This is a genomic window from Victivallis lenta, from assembly GCF_009695545.1.
Taxonomy (GTDB): domain Bacteria; phylum Verrucomicrobiota; class Lentisphaeria; order Victivallales; family Victivallaceae; genus Victivallis; species Victivallis lenta.
In genome coordinates this window covers 57,594-75,709 of the sequence record NZ_VUNS01000015.1, presented here as the reverse complement: position 1 = coordinate 75,709, position 18,116 = coordinate 57,594, and the positions used below count along the sequence as shown (strand labels likewise).

Annotated in this window: 16 protein-coding genes; 8 read left to right on the top strand and 8 right to left on the bottom strand. The window is 59.3% G+C overall.

Translation table 11 applies throughout. From position 1 onward, the window contains the following. Positions 1-2 precede the first annotated feature (2 nt). The 3 genes from FYJ85_RS13775 to FYJ85_RS13765 are packed head-to-tail and all read left to right on the top strand — an operon-like array spanning position 3 to position 1,754. Entirely contained in the window at positions 3-182 is a 180-nt protein-coding gene (locus tag FYJ85_RS13775; RefSeq protein WP_154419242.1) for a hypothetical protein, read from the top strand. Beyond that, entirely contained in the window at positions 179-985 is an 807-nt protein-coding gene (locus FYJ85_RS13770) for a histidinol-phosphatase (protein WP_154419241.1), read from the top strand. The genes FYJ85_RS13775 and FYJ85_RS13770 overlap by 4 nt, the downstream gene beginning before the upstream one ends. Next, entirely contained in the window at positions 930-1,754 is an 825-nt protein-coding gene (locus FYJ85_RS13765; protein WP_206213189.1) for a YdcF family protein, read from the top strand. Before FYJ85_RS13770 ends, FYJ85_RS13765 begins: the two co-directional genes overlap by 56 nt. A gap of 25 nt (positions 1,755-1,779) precedes the next feature. On the opposite strand, the gene tsaA is transcribed toward FYJ85_RS13765, so the two are convergent. Together tsaA and FYJ85_RS13755 are read right to left on the bottom strand one after the other, a co-directional pair. Then, a complete protein-coding gene (gene tsaA / locus FYJ85_RS13760) occupies positions 1,780-2,565 on the bottom strand; it encodes a tRNA (N6-threonylcarbamoyladenosine(37)-N6)-methyltransferase TrmO (protein ID WP_154419239.1) in 786 nt (261 codons plus the stop codon). A 6-nt stretch (positions 2,566-2,571) separates the two neighbouring features. Then, entirely contained in the window at positions 2,572-4,254 is a 1,683-nt protein-coding gene (locus tag FYJ85_RS13755) for a putative manganese-dependent inorganic diphosphatase (protein ID WP_206213188.1), read from the bottom strand. 385 nt (positions 4,255-4,639) lie between these two features. On the opposite strand from FYJ85_RS13755, the gene FYJ85_RS13750 reads away from it, so the two are divergent. After that, positions 4,640-5,476 (top strand): MBL fold metallo-hydrolase, encoded by an 837-nt coding sequence (locus tag FYJ85_RS13750; RefSeq protein WP_106051877.1) that lies wholly within the window; start codon positions 4,640-4,642, stop codon positions 5,474-5,476. On the opposite strand, the gene FYJ85_RS13745 is transcribed toward FYJ85_RS13750, so the two are convergent. After that, positions 5,424-6,278, bottom strand: coding sequence for an ABC transporter substrate-binding protein (locus FYJ85_RS13745; RefSeq protein WP_206213187.1), 855 nt, complete (start codon positions 6,276-6,278; stop codon positions 5,424-5,426). The two genes, FYJ85_RS13750 and FYJ85_RS13745, sit on opposite strands and share 53 nt — an antisense overlap. Positions 6,279-6,652: 374 nt before the next feature. Here FYJ85_RS13745 and FYJ85_RS13740 point away from each other — a divergent pair, with 374 nt between their 5' ends. From FYJ85_RS13740 to rffA, 4 genes are read left to right on the top strand one after another with little or no spacing between them, the layout of a single operon-like run. Further along, the gene (locus FYJ85_RS13740) at positions 6,653-9,955 is read left to right on the top strand and encodes a YfhO family protein (RefSeq protein ID WP_154419236.1); all 3,303 of its coding nucleotides are present in this window, start codon (positions 6,653-6,655) and stop codon (positions 9,953-9,955) included. Beyond that, on the top strand, positions 9,952-10,887 hold the full coding sequence (locus tag FYJ85_RS13735) for a glycosyltransferase family 2 protein (RefSeq protein WP_106051873.1): 936 nt from the start codon (positions 9,952-9,954) through the stop codon (positions 10,885-10,887). The genes FYJ85_RS13740 and FYJ85_RS13735 overlap by 4 nt, the downstream gene beginning before the upstream one ends. Further along, the gene (locus FYJ85_RS13730) at positions 10,884-11,585 is read left to right on the top strand and encodes a GNAT family N-acetyltransferase (protein ID WP_106051872.1); all 702 of its coding nucleotides are present in this window, start codon (positions 10,884-10,886) and stop codon (positions 11,583-11,585) included. Before FYJ85_RS13735 ends, FYJ85_RS13730 begins: the two co-directional genes overlap by 4 nt. After that, the gene (gene rffA, locus FYJ85_RS13725; RefSeq protein WP_106055662.1) at positions 11,585-12,715 is read left to right on the top strand and encodes a dTDP-4-amino-4,6-dideoxygalactose transaminase; all 1,131 of its coding nucleotides are present in this window, start codon (positions 11,585-11,587) and stop codon (positions 12,713-12,715) included. The genes FYJ85_RS13730 and rffA overlap by 1 nt, the downstream gene beginning before the upstream one ends. Here rffA and FYJ85_RS13720 read toward each other — a convergent pair. The 5 genes from FYJ85_RS13720 to FYJ85_RS13700 all read right to left on the bottom strand — a co-directional run bounded on the left by FYJ85_RS13720 (position 12,696) and on the right by FYJ85_RS13700 (position 18,025). Further along, complete coding sequence (locus FYJ85_RS13720) at positions 12,696-14,531, bottom strand: outer membrane protein assembly factor BamB family protein (protein WP_206213186.1); 1,836 nt, start codon at positions 14,529-14,531, stop codon at positions 12,696-12,698. The genes rffA and FYJ85_RS13720 overlap by 20 nt on opposite strands. Positions 14,532-14,560: 29 nt before the next feature. Beyond that, positions 14,561-15,376 (bottom strand): tetratricopeptide repeat protein, encoded by an 816-nt coding sequence (locus tag FYJ85_RS13715; RefSeq protein WP_154419233.1) that lies wholly within the window; start codon positions 15,374-15,376, stop codon positions 14,561-14,563. Positions 15,377-15,433: 57 nt separating this feature from the next. Continuing rightward, the gene (locus tag FYJ85_RS13710; protein ID WP_106051868.1) at positions 15,434-17,032 is read right to left on the bottom strand and encodes a flotillin family protein; all 1,599 of its coding nucleotides are present in this window, start codon (positions 17,030-17,032) and stop codon (positions 15,434-15,436) included. A gap of 207 nt (positions 17,033-17,239) precedes the next feature. Then, complete coding sequence (locus tag FYJ85_RS13705) at positions 17,240-17,428, bottom strand: hypothetical protein (RefSeq protein WP_106051867.1); 189 nt, start codon at positions 17,426-17,428, stop codon at positions 17,240-17,242. 12 nt (positions 17,429-17,440) lie between these two features. Then, complete coding sequence (locus FYJ85_RS13700) at positions 17,441-18,025, bottom strand: hypothetical protein (RefSeq protein WP_154419232.1); 585 nt, start codon at positions 18,023-18,025, stop codon at positions 17,441-17,443. Positions 18,026-18,116 lie beyond the last annotated feature (91 nt).

Below are 18,116 nucleotides of genomic sequence, written 5' to 3'. Positions count from 1 at the left end.
AAATGAAAAAAATTCATATTTTCCCGGAGCGCTTTACAAAAAACGGAAAACGTGCTATTTTATCCGGATATTCCGCGGAGCCGTTCCGCATCCGCATCTTTCGCGCGTGTGCGCGATTTCGTCATTGTGGAGCGCGGGCGGCCGGCCGCCGTGTTGATACAGAAATGAAGGATCGATCATGAACTTCGCAGAACGGGTGAATCTGCACACCCATACCGCGCGGTGCGGACACGCATCGGGAGCCGTGGAGGAGTACTGCCGCGAGGCGGTGAATCAGGGCGTCGCCGTCCTCGGGTTTTCGGACCATGCGCCGTTTCCGGACGGGCGCTACCCGGAGTCCCGCATGGACTATTCGGAGCTCCCTGCCTATCTGGACGATATTGAACGGATGCGTTCCCGGTTTCCGGAGCTCGTACTGCTGGCCGGGGCGGAAGTCGATTATCTGCAATCGGTCGGCCGGGCGTTCTATGAAGAGACCTATTCCGCCGCGAAAGGCTTCGATTACCGGATTCTGGGGCCGCACTTCATCGAGCCGCAGCTGGATGCGGCGCTCTTTCCGCATGAACGGCTCCGGGCGTACGCCGATGCGACGATCCGGGCGATGGAGACCGGGTTGTTCGATTATGTCGCGCATCCCGATATGTTCATGAGCGGCTGTCCGCGCTGGACGCCGGAGCTGCGGGCGCTTGCCGCCGAAATGGCCGCGGCTTCGAAGGCGCTCGACATTCCGTTCGAAATCAACGCATACGGACTGCGCAAACCGTGGGTCGATACGCCGGAGGGGAGGCGCCCGCAGTATCCGTGGCGCCCGTTCTGGGAGGTCATGGCCGAACACGGCGTCCGGGTCGTGGTCGGAGCCGACGCGCACCGTCCGCAGGATGTCTGGGGCAATGCGGACGATGCCGTCGCCTTCGGGGCGGAACTCGGCCTTGTTCCAGAGAATGCCGCCGTCGCTGCCGCCATCCGCAAACGCACGGGCCGGTGAAACGATGCTGCTGACCCTGAAAAAACTCATTGCCAGGCTGTTTTTCCCGGTTCCGTTCATTTTCCTGCTGCTGGCGGCGGGGCTGGCGCTGCTGCTCTGGCCGAGGCTCGGCCGCCGCTGCCGCCTGGCCGGGAAAATCCTGCTTTGCGCGGGGACCGCCCTCTTCCTGCTGCTGTCGGTCTTCGGCGGGGGGCTGCTGAAGACGCTGACTTCGCAATATGTTCCGCTCGACCCCGAAACAGTGCCTGCCGAAGCCTGCACCGTGGTGGTGGCCGGCAGCGGTTTCGGCATGGCGGAGTCGGTGCCGCCCGAGCTCTGGTTCAATGACGGAATGCTGCTGCGGCTGCACGAAGCCGGCCGGATCGCCCGGGCGCTCGCCCGCCGCGGCATCGACTGCGCCGTCGCCGTGTCGATGGTCGGCGAGGACGGCACGGAGCCGAAACGCCGGGCGCTCGAGGCGTTTCTGGGTGCTTACGGCGTGTCGCCGGAACGGATTGGCCTGATCGAGGATGCGCTGAATTCCCGGCAGGAGGTCATCGCTTTTTCGAAGCTGCCGGGCAGGAAGATCCTGGTTTCGGAGGCGTTTCACATTCCCCGGCTTATGATGCTTTCGCGGCGTTACGGGCTCGATGCGCTTCCGGCGCCGGCCTCGCAGGGGGGCGGGCGCGGCGGCGGGGCGCTGTTCGTCATCCCCTCCGCCGAACGTTTTATGGAAGGGGAACGCGCCGTCTACGAATATCTCGGCATGCTCGAGTATCTGCTCTTTTAAGCTCGATATTGCTTCCGGGCCGGTTTCAAGACGGTTTGGGAAAGCCGCTCTTCTGATAAAGGCGGTGGAGTGCTTTGTCACCGTACGGGTCCGGCGCTTCCGGCCGCAGCTCCGCGGCCGTGTAGCCGGACGCGATCGCGAGGACGCGGGGCGTCTCCGCCGTTTCGAAGAGGAACCGCCAGGTGCGGAAGGCGAGCATGGCGCGCCGTTCGTCGACCCGGACCAGCCGCTGCCGTTCCGGATCGGGCATGCGCGTGCCGAGCTGTACGCGGGCCGCATTGGCCAGGTCGGGGCCGCCGTGAGCGAGAATCCATTCGGCGGCTCCGGCCGCTTCGGGGGTGAACTGCACCTCGCGGAGCGTCTGGGCGGCCTCTCCGCGCCAGCCGGAGCGGGAGGCCGGAAAGGCGTCCGCTTCCGGGATATACGGCTTGATGTCGAGAATCGGGGTTCCGTCCAGCAGGTCGAAGTTGCGGATATGCACGCTGCGCCCTTCGATCCGGAGCAGTTCCACGGCGGAAAGCCCGACCGGGTTCGGCCGGTGCGGAGAACGCGTTGCGAACACTCCCCGCTTGCGGCTGCTCCCGTCCGGCGGCAGAACCTTCGGTTTCCAGTTCCGGTTGCGGTCGAAGACGAAGACGAGCCAGATGCGTTCGAAGCCGGCGAGATCCTCGAGCGCCTGTTCGAAGTTGCGGCCGGGCAGGAGTTCGATGATGCCTTCATTCGATGCGAAGGCGGCCTGCCGGGGAGCCTCCTGCGGGTAGGTCCCGCCCCCCGACTTTACGAAACCGATCGGTTCGAAACGGAATTCCATCGCCGTTCAATCCTGCTGCAGCGCCGCGGTGACCGCGAGAATCTGCGGCAGAAGCTGTTTCTTGCGGGAGAGGACGCCCGGCAGCGCGAAGAGCTCCGGTCCGGCCGGTTCGTACGGCAGATTCCGCATGATGTCGTCACTGCCGACGGCGAGCAGTTCGGAGTTCTCGCGCACCGCGTCGGTGACAAGCAGTCCGAAGAAGTCGAGCGCTTCGGCCTCGATGCGGCGGCGGATTTCGGCGGCGAGCTCGTCGCGCCGCTGGTGCAGAAGTTCGAGATTCGTCTCCTCCACCTGCGAAAGCGCGAATTTGAATTTCCCGTCGGTGTAGGTTTTGCAGTCGCCGCCGATCACCTCTTCCGCCGGTTTGACCGCGAGCGGGGAGTCGATCTGCATCAGCTCGTTCATGAGCTCCTCGCCGGTCGTTCCGGAGAGCTTTTCGAGCCACTCGCACATGCGGCGGTCGAGCGGCGCGGTGGTCGGCGACTTCAGCAGCAGCGTATCCGAGACGATTCCGCCGAGCAGCAGGCCGGCCAGCTCCGGCGTGAGGCTCTCCCCGCAGCTGCGGTACATCATGGCGATCAGCGTGCAGCTGCTGCCGACCACGTCGCCCGTGAAGCGGATCGGCGTGGCGGTCGGCAGCATGCCGATGCGGTGATGGTCGACGACTTCGACGACCGGCAGCTCTTCGACGCCCGGAATGCTCTGGTCCGGCTCGTTATGGTCGACGAGGATCATGCGGTACGGCGGCGGAGCCGAAAGCTGTTTCTTGAGGACCACTCCGGCCAGATGCCGCCCGGAATCGAGCACCGGCACGATATCGGCGGGGGAGGCGAGAATCCGGCTTCGCTGGTCGCGCAGCCGCTCGTCCGGTGAGAGAGTCAGTTCATCCTGCGGAAAATGGATGAATTCGACCGGGGTGCTGAATTTGAGCCGGCGGATCACGGTCGCCGAATCGAGCCCGGTTTTCAGGATCGAAACCCGGTGCGAGGCCGCTTCCTTCAGGATCAGCGGATCGACCGGGCGGTTGCCGGTCACGATCAGCAGTCTCAGTTCGCGGTGCAGCGCGCGCAGGTGGATTTCGGGCCGGTCGCCGACGATGAGCGCCAGGTTCCGGTTGTCTGCCGGGATATGCTCCTCGAAGCTGTCGAGCCCCATGGCGGCGACGTAGACGTCGAATTCCTGTTCTTCGGCGGTGTCGCCGCCGGTCAGAACTTCGGCTTCGAGTACGCCGCGGATCAGGTCGATCGAGCTGTGGATGCGCCGTCCGGCCAGGTCGCTGCCGTCCGAGCTGCCGATATTCAACAGCTGCGAAAGCAGCGCGAGCGAACTCAGCATTCCAAGGAATCTGCCGTCGCGCCCGATTACCGGCAGCCGCAGCATGCCGGTTTCGCGCAGCAGGTTTACGGCTTCGAAGAGCGTGGTTCCGGCTTCGATGACCGTGCAGGGCTCGAGAATATCGCGGATGCGCAGATAGATGTCGTTCCTGCTCGCCGGCGGCTTGAGCCGGAAACGGCGGAACAGATAGGCGGCGCGGTCCGGCAGGATGCCCGGGCAGAGCGGTGTGATCGGCGTGCCGCTCTGGCGGCGGCGCAGCTCGGCGAGGGCGTAGGCTCCGGCGATGCTGTCGATATCGGGGTTGCGGTGGCCGGAGACGAAAATGTGTTTCGGTTCGTCGGTATCTGGTTTCATTCCTTCCTTTTCTCCTGTTCTCCTAATATACGGTCGGGCCGGGCGGAATGCAAATGAGAAAATGGTGAGAGTTTTCCGGCGGACGGGGAAATTCCGCGGCGCCGCGCCGCGGGTTGGAATGTTTTTGCCGATTTGTCGATAAGCTTCGGATTCACCGCTTGACATTTGATGAAACCCAAATTATGTTTCAGGAACGGTCCATTAAGAAAGAAGATGGTATATCAATACCACCGAAACATTAACAATGCCTTTCTCAGAGAGCGAGGCCCCCGAAAAGTATCATCCGTCGCGCAAGCGCTGTGGATGACAGGCCAGACTTGTCTACCGCAGCCTCGGCGAAGGAGGAAGGGTGCAGCTTTTCGGGGAACATAGGAGCTACGGTCCGATGAAACTGACTTTTCTGGGGACAGCGGCGGCGGAGGGCATGCCGGCGCTGTGGTGTGAGTGTCCGACCTGTGCGGAAGCGAAAAAACTCGGGGGGAAAGAGATTCGCCGCCGGTGCAGTTACCTGCTCGACGGCGATACGCTCATCGATTTCGGCCCGGACGCCTTCTGGCAGAGCATCGAATTCAATATCGACCTCACCGCGATCGACCGGATCGTTTTCACGCACGCGCACAGCGACCACCTGACTCCGGCGGACCTGCACTGGCGGCGCTCCCCGGGGTATTCGCAGTTGAAGAAGCAGTTGACCGTGATCGGCAGCCGCTGGATTTTCGGCACGATCATCGAGCATACGGCGCGGGTCGAGGCTGTGACCCGGCTCGAGGAGCTGAACATCCGTCCGGTTGAAGCGCGGCCGGGGGAGAAGATGACCGACGGTACGCTTGAGCTGCTGCCGCTGCGCGCGAATCATGCGCCGGGACTCGATGCGCTGATCTACGTGTTCCGCCGCGGCGGGAAGAGCATCCTCATCGCCAACGACACCGGCTGGCTCTGCGACGAGTCATGGAAGCTGCTCGAAGGGATGAAACTCGACGCCGCCGTGATCGAATCGACCGGCGGCACCAGATTCGCCGACTGGCGCGAGGGTCACATGGGGGCCGACACGAGCATTGCGTTCCGGCGGCGTCTCGTCGACATGGGCTGCCTGGCGCCGGAGGCCCCGGCGGTCGTGAACCACTTTTCGCACAACTGCGGCGCGCTCCACGGCGACCTGGTCGACTATTTCACTCCGCACGGGATTGCGGTTGCGTATGACGGACTGACGCTGGAGGTCTGAGGATTTCGCGCAGCTGCGCGATTCCGTCGAAGGTGCGCGGGCCGAGCCGGTAGGCGAGGTCCGCATCGAAACCGGTGACGACGCGTCCGTTCTTCACCGCCGGCAGCAGATCCCAGCCGGGAGATTTTTTGAGTTCCCGGAGCAGTTCGGGCGAGAGCCCCGGCGCGAGGATAACCTCCGGCTGCCAGAGCACGATCTGCTCGAACGAGCAGCTGAAATAGTTTTTATCCACCTTGCCCGCGACGTTGCGGCCGCCGGCAAGCTTGATCAGCGGGGTCAGAAAGCTGTTTTTTCCGGCGGTGACCACCGGGGAGACGCCGATGATGACGAGTACCTTCGGGCGCTCCTTCTCCGTCAGCGCCGCATCGTCGGCTTTCCATGCCGCGATGAGCTGCTTTGCGCGCCCGGCTTCCTCCCGTGCCTCCTTCTCTTTGCCGAGGAGCGCGCCGAGCCGGGCCAGATTGCGGAAATAGTCGTCGACAGTGACGGCCGGAAACGCCTCCAGGCGGACGCCGAGTTCACGGAGGCGCTCCGCATCCGCATCGTTCCGCAGCGTTTCGGCGATCACGAGCGTCGGGCGCGTCGCGAGCAGCGGTTCGAGCGCCGGGACGCCGAACCGGCCGACCACCGGCAGTTTCCGGACCGATTCGGGGTAGTCGCAGGCGCTCGAACGCCCGACCAGCTGATCCTCCGCCCCCAGCCGCACGACCGTCTCGGTCAGGTTCGGGCTCAGCGAAGCGACCCGTTCCGCGGCTGTCGCGGAAACGCAGATTGTCAGGACAATCCAGAATAATGGTTTCATAGTGAATGGGATCCTGTTGAGTGTATGGGAATATACACTTTTTTTACTGGAATTCAATTCCGGCATAAGCGGTTGCGATAAAATTCCGCAATGCTTTTTTCGGGGCGGGGGGAGATTTTGGGAACAAAGCGGAGAAGCACGGTTGCAAAAAACATTTTATGTAGTATAATAATAAGGTTTGAGTTCTCCACATAAAAATGCAGGAGCAGGAAGTTTTTTCGATAATTTTATTGCGGCCGCCCGGAGGGGCGTGTGAGGCCGGGCGTTAACCCCCCCGGGACTTGCTTCGGGGACAGCCTGACCGGCTGCAAAACTTTATTCCCAAGTCTGCTGAAATCTGAGCGACTGGTGAATATCTGGCGAAAGATTATGGCATGAATAACCTGTCTGCCCGGCATTTTTTTCAAAAGCTCTTCTCCTTGAAGTGGGAGTGTATCGGCCTCGCGTGTGTCGTTTTTCTGAGCATCATGATTTTCAGAGCGGCCTCCTTAACGGAAGTGTCGGTTGAAATATCTTCGTCCCGGAAGACATCAGTTGAGATTTTTTATCTCGATACGCACATTTCTGCAGATAACTATTCATTGAAAAATTGGATTGCAGAGGTCTGTCATTCTCCGGGCAAATTCGCAGAACTCCATTATCTGTTGCCCGGGGATGCCAAATACCGCCGGCTCCGATTCGATTTCGGTAACAGGGGCGGGGTCGCGTTCGCAATTCGGGAAATTCGTATCAGACGTTATTTTTTTCTGGAGTATCGCATCCCGGCGGAGAGGATTTTTCAGATTTTCACTCAGCAGAAAGAGATGACCAGTCAGAGCTGTGCTGAGAATGCGGCGGAATTTACTTCCGGCGGAACCGACTGCTATTTCGTTTCTGACCCGGGTGCTTTCGCGGAATTGGCTCCGCCCCGTGTTTTGTGGGGACGGCTGGCAATCGTATTGCTGGTCGATGCCTTGGTCGTGTTTCTGCTTTCCGTCTGTATCAGATGCCGGGGAAGGGTGCGGCAGAGTGCGGAGAAAGTTACGGAACATTTTGAGAAGCACACTTTGTTGTGGATTATTGTTTCGGTTGTCGTGGCTTTTGCTTTTCTTTATCGGGAATTTATTTTCGGGTCTGCGTATTATTGTTATCGGGATGTAGGATCGGATACCATCCGGAGCTACTTGCCGTCTTACCGTTTTCTGTGTGAAAATATCAGGGCCGGATCCCTGCAGATGATGCTCCTCCAGCTGGGACTGGGAGTCTCCAGCTATACATTGAGCATGCAGATGCTGGATCCGTTTTTCCTGCTTTTGCTTTTTGTTCCGCTTTCCAGCTTTATGGGGGCGATGATCTGGGTTGCCTTTGCAAAATATCTGGTAATCGCATTTTTTTCCTGGCTTTATTTCAAGCGCTTTACCCATCGTTCCTGGTTGATCTGGATCGGAGTGCTTTTGTGGACATTCTCCAGCTATAATGTTTTATGGGGGCAGCATTATCAATTTCTGTCTGCAATGGTTTTCTTTACAATAAACATGTATTTGCTGGAGCTTCTGCTTGCAGGCAGGCGGGGCAGCTTTATCTTCTGTGTGCTCAATTACGCATTGCTGAGTATGTTCTCAGTCTATTTTTTCAGCATGATCGGAATTTTCTCTGCTGTTTATCTGTTGGGGCGCTCGATCATCAGCGGCTTCCGGTGGAAAAAATGCTTGATGGATGAACTGCAGCTGCTTTTGAACGGACTTCTTGGATTTATGCTCAGCGCATGGATCAGTTTGCCGTGGCTGTTCCTTTTTTGGGGGTCCGGGCGCAGCGATGCCGGTTCCAGGACCCTTGCAAATTTGTTCTCCATCAGTTCTTTTGAGGACATTCTGATTTTTCTGGGACGGATTGTTTCGAATAATTACTTTGGCGTTTTATCTCATTTTGTGCGACATAATTATTATGAAACAACCGTTTTGGCAAGCAGCCTTCTGATTTTCTGGGCGGTCTCTTATTATCTTTTCTGCAGGACGAAGTGGCAGTATTGGCTGATTGCCGGGATGATGGCACTGCCGTTGGCAATACCTCTTTTTTGTCAGATTTTTTCCTACAGATGGACTTTTGTTCTGGTTTTTTCTGCCGTTGTCGTTATTGTGAGTTTTCTGGAGCGCTATTTGAAGGAGCCTGTCGCCGACCGGCAGATGAATGTTTTTGCCGTGATGTTTCTGATATTTATTCCGGTGGTTTTATATGCATATTTTTCGGTATTGTCTTCTGTTTTGTTCTCTGTCGCTGTTTTATCTGGAGTTTATCTGCTGTTTTTTTCCCGGCCTTCCGGGAGCCGAATTCGCCGCTTTCTTCCGCTTCTGCTGATGGCGACAGTCGCTGTTGAGCTTTTTCTGATGCACAATTCGACGATTAATCAACGGATACCTTTGCGGGAGCAGGATTTCCTTTTTCAAGTTTTCGAGGGGGATATTTACCGTAAAGTCAAGCCGCTGGCGGGGAAATCGATTACCGATGGCCGGACTCTGTTTTTTCCTTCGGCTGATCCCACTCAGCATTACACTTTGCCGCTGATTTACAATTATCCGGGAGTCAGCGCCTATAACTCACTCTTGCCGGCGACGATTGAAAAGTATTCCCCGGAAACGGTCGATATCCAGAATTCGAATCGGTACTCCTTTTATCCTGAACCTGCAACGGAGCTCTTGCTGGGAGTCACTACGCAGATCTCCATCGATTCCGGGGCCCGGTTATTCGGCTATCAAAAGCCGGAGGAGCGGAACGGGGTATGGAAATTCTTCCGCCGATCAACTCTGCCGTTCGGTTATCTGTATACACAGCGGATTACAGCCGGTGAACTCAAGCATTATCCGAAAGATGAGCTTTCCCGTTTGCGTCTCTCCCATTTCCATTTTATGGATAAGGCGGATGAGTCAATGGCGGAGAGCTGGTTTCCGGGATCCCTTCCGAAACGGGCGAAAGCGGTACAGGAGGCGGTTCCGTTGATGAGAGACGGCAAAGCGGTGTCGGCAAAGGGCGGGGAGAAGATGTTCCGGCTGGTTTCCCGAAAACTCTCTGCCAGCCATAGCGTATCCATCTCAAGCGCGGATCCCCGGTCCGGATTTCATATATTGGAGATTGAAGGGAAATTCAGCCGGAAACAGAAAATCATGTTGAATTGCGACGGACATATGAGGATGTTGCAGGCTTTGCCGGGGCACCGGACATATCGGGTCCCATTGCCGCAGGAAAAGGTTTCTGAGATTTCATTCCGGGTGAATCCGGCAGTGGTGAAGTTGATTTCGCTGTCCCTGCTTCGCAGGCAGGGGGTAGATGAGGAAATCGATGCAGCCGCCGCGGAATTGAAAAGCTCCCCTGTGACGGATATCAGCTACGCGCATTCCACCTGGCGGGGGAGGGTGGACAATCGTTCGGGGAAGATCGGGATGCTCTGCATTCCGATCACCTGGCAGGAAGGATGGCGGGCAACCGTTTCCGGCAGGGCGGAAAAGGTTTATGGGATCAACAACGGCCTCCTGGGCGTCCCGGTCCCGGCTGGAGTTCATGAGGTTACTGTGAATTGGAGTCCTCCATATTATGGCCTTGGCGTTGTTCTTTCGGTTTCCGGGGGAGCATTGACATTGCTGCTGTATTTCTTTATTTATCGGAAGAGTTCGCGGAAGCGGATTGATGAAGGAACGGTATTATGAAATTATCGGTGGTGGTTCCTGTATATATGGGAGAGCGTTTTCTCGAAGAACTTTATACCCGGATCCGGCAGGTGGCGGAGAGTCTGACCGGCGAATGGGAACTGATCCTGGTGAATGATTCAAGCCCGGATGGCAGTTGGCGGGGGATTGCAGAGTTGGCCGGACGTGATGCCAGGGTCATAGGCTTGAATTTGTCCCGGAATTTCGGGCAGCATTATGCGATTACAGCCGGTTTGTCGGCCGCATCAGGAGACTGGGTGGTCGTGATGGATTGCGATCTGCAGGATATGCCGGAAGAAATTCCCGTTCTTTATGCCAAGGCGCAGGAGGGATTCGATTCCGTATTCGCGCAACGGGTGGAGCGGCAGGATGCCTGGATTAAAAAGGAGTGTTCCAAACTGTTTTACCGGGTATTCAGTTTCCTGACCGGGACGAGAATGGATGCTTCGATTGCCAATTTTGGAATTTATCATCGAAAGGTGATCGGCGCGATTCTGAGTCTCGGAGATTCCATCCGTTACTTTCCCGCAATGGCACAATGGGTGGGATTCCGGCAGGCAGTCTGTCCGGTCCGTCATGCGGCGCGTTCGGAAGGGGAGTCTTCTTATTCCTGGAAAAAGCTCTTCCGTCTGGCTTTGGACAATATGATTGCATTTTCGGATAAACCGCTTCGCATAACTGCGTTGACCGGACTTTGCATTTCGGTTTTGGCCGTTCTCGTTACTTTGTTCTATCTGTGTCTGGCATTGAGTGGATTGATCAAGGTAATGGGGTATGCGAGCCTTATCCTTTCAATTTGGTTCAATACGGGAATCATGCTCATGACAATCGGAATGGTCGGTATTTATGTCGGTAAAACTTTTTCCCAGACCAAGCGGAGGCCGGTATTCATTATTGCCGACAGCTTGAATCTGCCGGAGAATCGAAAATGATTTACAGGGATCTGCCCTGGGATTCTGATTTTTTCCGGGTTTCTGTGGGGGCGTTGACTGTTGAAGCTGGCGATACGGAAGATGATCTCGTATCGGCATTGTCAAAATGGACTCCGGAGGTCTGTTACATATTTATGCCGTACCGCTCCGGGGCCGTCTTTTCCGAATGTTTGAAAGCCATGGGGGCAAAATGCTATGATTGCAAAACTGTTTTCTCAAAGCTGCTGACGGGAACTGTTTCGGTCTGCCGCCCGGTGGAAGTCGTGGAAGTTTTTTCCAAAGATTTCAGGAGTGTGAAGCTGGCTGTTGACAGTGGCTGGCATTCCCGATTTCAGCGGGATGAGCATTTTCGGCCATTTCAGGCCGCATTGTATGAACGCTGGCTGCAAAACTGCTTTGACTCCCCCGCCGGCAGAGTTTGGATCGTCCCCGGAGAAGAAGGAGGGGACGCAGTACTTTGCGCTTCGGTAAAGGACAATCAGGGAAAGATCGAACTGGTGGCGGTCGATGAGAAATGCCGCGGCCGGGGATATGGAAAAGCTTTGATGAGCAGGGCTGAGGAATATTTCAGAATATCGGGAGCTGCATCTGCTCAAGTCGTTACCCAGTTGGACAATGAAAGGGCCTGCCGATTGTATTGCTCTTGCGGGTATGAGATCAGTAACATCACGGAGGTTTGGCATTTATGGAGGAGTTAGTGAAAATTCCGTTTAACAAGCCGTTCGTTGCCGGCAAGGAGCTGTATTACATGGCTCAGGCGGTGCAGAACGGGCATTTGTCCGGAGACGGACCGTTCACCGGACGCTGCAGCCGCTGGCTGGAAGAGCATTTCAACGCGAAGAAAGTTCTGCTGACGCACTCCTGCACGGCGGCTCTGGAGATGGCGGCCATTCTGTGCGATATTCAGCCCGGGGATGAGTTCATCGTTCCTTCCTACACATTTGTCTCCACGGCGAATGCCTTCGTCCTGCGGGGCGGCGTGCCTGTTTTCGTCGATATCAGGCCGGATACCATGAATATCGACGAGAGTTTGATCGAGCAGGCGGTCACTCCCCGGACCCGGGTGATCGTTCCGGTTCATTACGCCGGCGTCGGCTGCGATATGGACGTGATCATGGATATCGCGCGGCGGCATCGGCTGCTGGTCGTCGAAGATGCCGCCCAGGGAGTCTGCGCGACCTACAAAGAACGTTATCTCGGGACGATCGGCCACCTCGGCTGTTACAGCTTCCACGAGACCAAGAACCTTATTTCAGGCGAAGGCGGCGCGCTGGTCATCAATGACGAACGGTTTCTCGAACGGGCGGAGGTCATCCGGGAAAAAGGTACAAACCGTTCCCGGTTCTTCCGCGGAATGGTCGACAAATACACCTGGGTGGATATCGGATCCAGTTACATTCCGAGCGAATTGATTGCCGCTTTTCTTTACGCCCAGCTCGAGCAGGCCGACCGGATCACCGGGAAGCGGCTTGCCATATGGAATCGATATTATAAGGAGCTGCTCCCGCTGCAGCAGGCGGGAGTGATCCGGCTGCCGGTCGAGCTGCCGGAATGCAGGCACAACGCGCATATGTTCCATATTCTCCTGAAGGACCTGGCGACCCGGTCGGCATTGATCGAATTTCTGAAAAAAAGGGATATCCACCCGGTTTTCCACTACGTTCCGCTCCATTCGGCGCCGAAAGGGATGGAGCTCGGCGGAGGCAGGTTCCGGCTGCCGGTGACGGACGACTGTGCCGGCCGGCTCCTCCGGCTGCCGTGCTATTACGAACTGCAGCCGGAGGAGGTCGATTCGATTTGTGAGCTGATCAGGGCATTTTTCCGCTGATCCGGTAGATCCTGCCTTCGATCAGGGTTGCGTAGACGCTGCCGTCCGGCCCTTTCGTGAAATCGTTCACGGCCGAGTCGCCGCCCCGGTAGCGCCAGAGCAGTTTGCCGGTGGCGGCATCGACCGCCGCGATGACGCCGTTGCGGCTGCCGGCATAGACGACGCCGTCCGCTTCCAGCACGGGGCAGGGGGCGTGATCGTAGCCGAAGCCGAGATCGCAGAGCCATTTCTCCGTATATTCCGGTTTGCCGGTTTCGACTGCGACGAGCTCCCCGTCCATGGTTTTGGCGTAGGCGGTGCCGCCGTCTTCGCTGCCGCCGAGCGCTTCGCGGAACTTGTGCGCGTTGGCGCGCCAGAGCTGCCTGCCGGTTTTGAGGTCGAGCGCGGTCATGTACCGGTCCGGCGCGACGATGACGACCTGGCCGTTGCCGATGACCGGCCGGACGTTGCCGGGGGAGAAGAGCACCTGCGACTTGCCGTTGTTCCACTTCCAGCGCAGTTCGAGCGTCTCCGCATCGAGCGCGTAGAGATTCGTATCCCAGGCGCCGAAGACTGCGACGCCGTCTTTCACGGCCGGAGCCCCCTGCATGGTGCCGAAACGGACGGTGTCGTTTTTTTCGTATCTGCCGGCGGAATCGATGCGCCGGAACTCTCCGGCTCCGGCGCCCATGTAGAGCCGTCCGTCCGAGGCGGTTCCGCTGCCGATGACCGGTGCCGGCGCGGGGAGGAAGAGTCCGCCGCGCTTGTCGCCGCTCTTCGGCTCCGGAAGAAGCGCGATGCCGCCGGGAGCCAGGCCGCCGGGCATACCGGTCAGGCCGACGGCGATGACGCCCTCGAACGCGGCCGGGGTCGAGTAGAAGGGGCGTTTGAAGTTCCGCTCCCACGCCGTTTCCCCTTCCGGCGTGAGTGCGACGAAGCGCCCGTCGCTGGTGCCGTAGTAGATGCCGCTTCTCGTTACCGCCGCTCCGGTGAACACCGAGGCGGGATCGGCATGCAGCAGCTCGACCCTGACGTTTTCCGGCAGCGGCTCCTCGGCCGGGAACGGCTGTTCCGCGACCGGCTCCCGGTTTTCGACCGGCAGGATGTCGCCGCCGAGCCGTTTTTCAAAGGCTTCGAGCTTTTCTTTGCCGTCGAAGCGGAGCAGGTTGTAGCCGTGTGTCCCGTCGAAACCGGTCAGCGGACGGCAGACGATGCTGTCGAGCCCGTAGATCGTCCGGCGGAACTGGCTGTGCGTGTGGCCGGAGACGACTCCGACGACGTTGTAGTCCCGCAGAATCCGGGCGATGGCGGCGCCGTTGCCGAGCTCGTCGGCGAGCGGGTAGTGGCAGAAAACGATGACCGGTTCGCCGTTTCCGGCCAGCTTCCGGAGCGACTCTTTCAGGAAGGCGACGTCTTCGCTGCGGACGTAGCCGTCGCCCATCTTCAGATAGGGGCCGGTGGAGAAACCGATGAGCGCGACGCCGTCGCGGACAATGGCGAATTTTTCATCTCCCCACAGGCGGACGAAGGTCTGGCCGGCGCTTTCGGACCAGTTCGTTTCATGGTTGCCGGGAATGGCGTGAAGCTCTTTCCCGATGCCGGAAAGCACGTTATGGATATGCTCCAGTTCGCGGTCAGCGCCGCGGTTCGTAAGGTCTCCGGTCACGACGACGAGGGCGGAATCGTTCGCATTGACCTCTTTGACGACATCGGGCATCAGCTTGTCGTTGGCGTTGCCGGGCGAAACGTGAATGTCCGACAGCACGGTGATTTTCAGTTCTCCCGCCGTCAGCAGCGCGGAGAAGGAGAGCAGGGTGAGGAGCGGCAGGATGCGCATACGGAGGACTCTCTTTCGTTCGGGATTGATTACGGCAGTTCGACCTGAAGATCGAGCTCTTCGACTTTGTCGGCCGGGAACAGCTCTTCGGTGCCGGCCGGCGGAATCCGGTTGATATCTTTCCAGTAGAATGCCTTGCTGCGGTCGACTTCGACGCCGAGGCCGGTCCGGTAACACCATTCGAGATTGCGGCGCGACTGTTCCGTGCCGCGGAATGCCGCCATGCGCAGCAGCCGGACCGCCGCCGCTTCGTCGGCCGCGATGCCGGAACCGTTCATCAGGCAGACCGCCAGATTGTGCAGCGCGGCCGGATGTCCCTGCCGGGCCGCCGCCGCGAACAGGCGGACCGCCTCGGCGTTGTCGACTTCGACCCCCATGCCGAAATAATAATATGTGCCGAGCCGGTTCAGGGCCGGAGCGACACCGGCTTCCGCCGCCTCCTTCACGAGCTTCAGCATCTGGCGGCGTTCCAGCACGGCCTGCCGGGCGGCGGCCGTGTAGTATTTGGCTTCCGGGCTGCCGAGCTGGGCGGCCCGGGCGATCCAGAGGTCGGCGGGGCTCCAATTCTCCGGCCGGATGCCGAACGGGACGCCGTTCGGAAACTCCGGCTTCTCCACGGGCTGCCGGCTGTTTTCGGCGAAGAGCAGTTGGAGCCCGTAGCGGAACGTTCCATCCGGGTCGCCGGACGCGGCGAGTCTGCGCAGCGGTTCGACAGGCTCCGGCCGTGCCGGAGTCTGGGTCATTTTTTCAGCCGGGATCACCCCTTCCGGCAGCGGAATCGAACGGCAGCCGGCGGCCAGCAGCAGCGTCGCGGCGGCGAGAAAAAGAAACATCCGGGTCTTCATGGCTCCTCCATATGGAAAACGCCCGGCGTCGGCCGGGCGTCAGGTTGTGTTTTCCGGTTATGCCTGACCGGCCGGTTCCGTTCCGGTTCCGGTTTCGGCCGTGTCGCGTTTGTCGCTCTTCACCTTGCCGAGATAGCCAGGCAGGTCGAGCCCCGCCATTCCGGCCACGTCGTGCAGCGGCGGCAGGCTCTGCAGCATGCCGGAGAGGAAGTTCGCCGTGGTGGTCTTGCCGTCGGCGGTTTTGCCGCCGCCGTCCCAGACGGTGACCTTGTCGATCTTGATGCCCTTGATCGCTTCGGTCTGCAGCGCGACGATCTCCTGGAGCTTCTCGATGAGCAGCATCTTCGATGCGGCGTTCGAATCGTTTTCGCACGCTTCGATGATGGCGCGGTAGCCTTCGCCTTTCGCCTTCAGGATTTCGTAGTTGCCGCGCGCTTCGGCCTCGAGCTTCGCGTAGATCGCGTCGGCTTCGCCTTTCGCCTCGCGGCGCAGCTTTTCGGCCTCGGCGTCGGCCGCGATTTCGACCTGGCTCTTCTGGATCTCGGCCGGGACGATGACTTCGGCGCGCTGGCGCTCCATCTCCATTTTGGCGCGGGAGACCTGCGCGTCGGCCTCGGCTTCGTATTTCGCCTTTTCGATCTGGGCGGCCGCGACCTGGCGGGCCGCTTCGGCGCGCCGGTAGGCTTCGGCCTCCTGTTCCGAACGCGTCGCGTTCGATTTGGCGATTTCGATCGCCGAGACGTTCTCGCCCTGGGTCGCGGTCGAGTCGGCCTGCTTGACGGCGATACGGCGGTCGCGGTCGGCATCGGCCTCTCCGGCGGCGGCGGCGGCTTCGGCCTGCTTGACGGCGATGCGCTGGGCGCGGTCGGCGTCAGCTTCGCCCGCGATGGCGGCGGCTTCGGCCTGCTTGACGGCGATACGCCGCTCACGGTCGGCGTCTGCCTCGCCCGAGGCGGCTTCGGCTTCGGCCTTGGCGACGGCGACGCGTTCGAGCTTGTTCGCTTCGGCTGCGCCGATGCTGCCCTTGCGCTGTTCCTCGGCCACGTCGACCTTCGCCTTGTTGATGGCGCCGGCGGCGGCGCGCTGCCCGATGGCCGCGATGTAGCCGGATTCGTCGGTGATGTCGGTGATGTTGACGTTCAGGAGCTCAAGGCCGATCTTCTTGAGTTCCTCCGCCACGTTCGCCTCGACCGCGCGCAGGAAGGTTTCGCGGTCGGCGTTGATCTCTTCGATCATCATCGAGGCGATGACGAGGCGCAGCTGGCCGAAGATGATATCCTTCGCCAGCTCGGCGATCGCCTCCGGGCTCTGCCCGAACAGGCGTTCGGCCGCGTTGCCCATGATCTCGGGACTGGTCGAGACGCCGACCGTGAAGACCGACGGCACGTTGATGCGGATGTTCTGTTTGCAGAGCGCGTTGTCGAGATTCACGGCGATCTGGAGAGGGCGCAGCGAGATGTAACCGTAATCCTGCACGACCGGCCAGACGAATTTGGCGCCGCCGTGGATGCATTTCGCCGCCTGGTTCCCGCCGGTCTTGCCGTAGATGATCATGATGCGGTCGGACGGGCACTTGCGGTACCAGGTGACCAGCGAGATGAAGATCATCAGGAGGACGAACCCGGCGAGCGTTGCGATGATGATGACTGGTGACATTCTGTATAACTCCTTATTGGGGTTGAAAATGAATCGGATTTATTGGCGGCTGTCTAAGATTTCAGCTTCCGGCATGCGATGACTCCGATCGTGCAGAACAGCAGCATGACGACTGCTCCGGCGCATGCTCCGAGGACAACGATGACTGGCATTCGGTTGAACTCCCTGCTGTTGAAGGTGATGTTTCGCGTCATCCGGTTTCCGGCGTCAGTATTTTTTCCTTTTCTTCTTCTCCGCGTTTTTCTTTTTCAGGTAACAGGTCAGCAGGAATCCGGCGAAAACGCCTGCCGTGACGCCGATTACGGCCGGAGCGGCGGCAATGATCACTTTGAATACCGTTTCCAGAGGCGTATCGGCAGCCGCGGCGGCGGCAAGGGTGAAGGGGATAACGGTCATTGCGGCTCCACTTCAGCTTTTGACCACGAGGAAGCTGCCGCCGCCGAGGTTTTCGGAGATGACAACCGCCGTGCCGGTTTTGAGTTCGTCGTCGGCCCGGGCGCTGACCTGCCGCGTGCAGCCCGGCAGCGTCACGGTCACCATGCCGCCCGGGGCGCGCCCGGCCGGCACGGTCAGATAGACCGTGCCCCGCTGCCCGACCAGCTCGGCGGGCGTGATGTTGCCGGACTGCTGCATTTTGAGCAGCAGCGAGACCACCAGCGCCGTGAGAAACATCATGATGAGTCCGCAGCCGAACGCAATGGCCAGCCCGGTCCAGCCGAGATGGCCGTAGAAGTAGCCGCCCCAGCCGAAGAAGGTCACGAAAGCCACGATCGCTTTCAGCGAGAAGAAGTTCAGTCCCTGGATGTCGCTGATGTCGTGCGAATCGACGTCGAAACCGGCGCCGTCAAGCTCGACGTCGGAGTGAATCCCGGCGACGGTCATGATGAACTGGAGCGCGAAGATCACGGAACCTGTCACGGCGATGAACAAATAGAGATTGCCCGCGCCGGCCAGAAACTCGCCGATGCCCGTCAGAAAACTGCTGTTTTCCATGATTCACCCTCCTTTCGTGGCTGATATTGTATGTCCGGGATTGTCCCCGTCATAATTCTACCACAATTTCCGCTAAATTCAATCCGATTCC

Bases quoted from the DNA above. Each gene is read 5' to 3' on its own strand.
- FYJ85_RS13770 (WP_154419241.1), top strand. From the start codon at position 179: ATGAACTTCGCAGAACGGGTGAATCTGCACACCCATACCGCGCGGTGC.
- FYJ85_RS13700 (WP_154419232.1), bottom strand. From the start codon at position 18,025: ATGGAAAACAGCAGTTTTCTGACGGGCATCGGCGAGTTTCTGGCCGGC.
- FYJ85_RS13715 (WP_154419233.1), bottom strand. From the start codon at position 15,376: ATGAAGACCCGGATGTTTCTTTTTCTCGCCGCCGCGACGCTGCTGCTG.
- FYJ85_RS13730 (WP_106051872.1), top strand. From the start codon at position 10,884: ATGATTTACAGGGATCTGCCCTGGGATTCTGATTTTTTCCGGGTTTCT.
- FYJ85_RS13720 (WP_206213186.1), bottom strand. From the start codon at position 14,531: ATGCGCATCCTGCCGCTCCTCACCCTGCTCTCCTTCTCCGCGCTGCTG.
- FYJ85_RS13735 (WP_106051873.1), top strand. From the start codon at position 9,952: ATGAAATTATCGGTGGTGGTTCCTGTATATATGGGAGAGCGTTTTCTC.
- tsaA (WP_154419239.1), bottom strand. From the start codon at position 2,565: ATGGAATTCCGTTTCGAACCGATCGGTTTCGTAAAGTCGGGGGGCGGG.
- FYJ85_RS13775 (WP_154419242.1), top strand. From the start codon at position 3: ATGAAAAAAATTCATATTTTCCCGGAGCGCTTTACAAAAAACGGAAAA.
- FYJ85_RS13745 (WP_206213187.1), bottom strand. From the start codon at position 6,278: ATGAAACCATTATTCTGGATTGTCCTGACAATCTGCGTTTCCGCGACA.
- FYJ85_RS13755 (WP_206213188.1), bottom strand. From the start codon at position 4,254: ATGAAACCAGATACCGACGAACCGAAACACATTTTCGTCTCCGGCCAC.
- FYJ85_RS13740 (WP_154419236.1), top strand. From the start codon at position 6,653: ATGAATAACCTGTCTGCCCGGCATTTTTTTCAAAAGCTCTTCTCCTTG.
- FYJ85_RS13705 (WP_106051867.1), bottom strand. From the start codon at position 17,428: ATGACCGTTATCCCCTTCACCCTTGCCGCCGCCGCGGCTGCCGATACG.
- FYJ85_RS13750 (WP_106051877.1), top strand. From the start codon at position 4,640: ATGAAACTGACTTTTCTGGGGACAGCGGCGGCGGAGGGCATGCCGGCG.
- FYJ85_RS13710 (WP_106051868.1), bottom strand. From the start codon at position 17,032: ATGTCACCAGTCATCATCATCGCAACGCTCGCCGGGTTCGTCCTCCTG.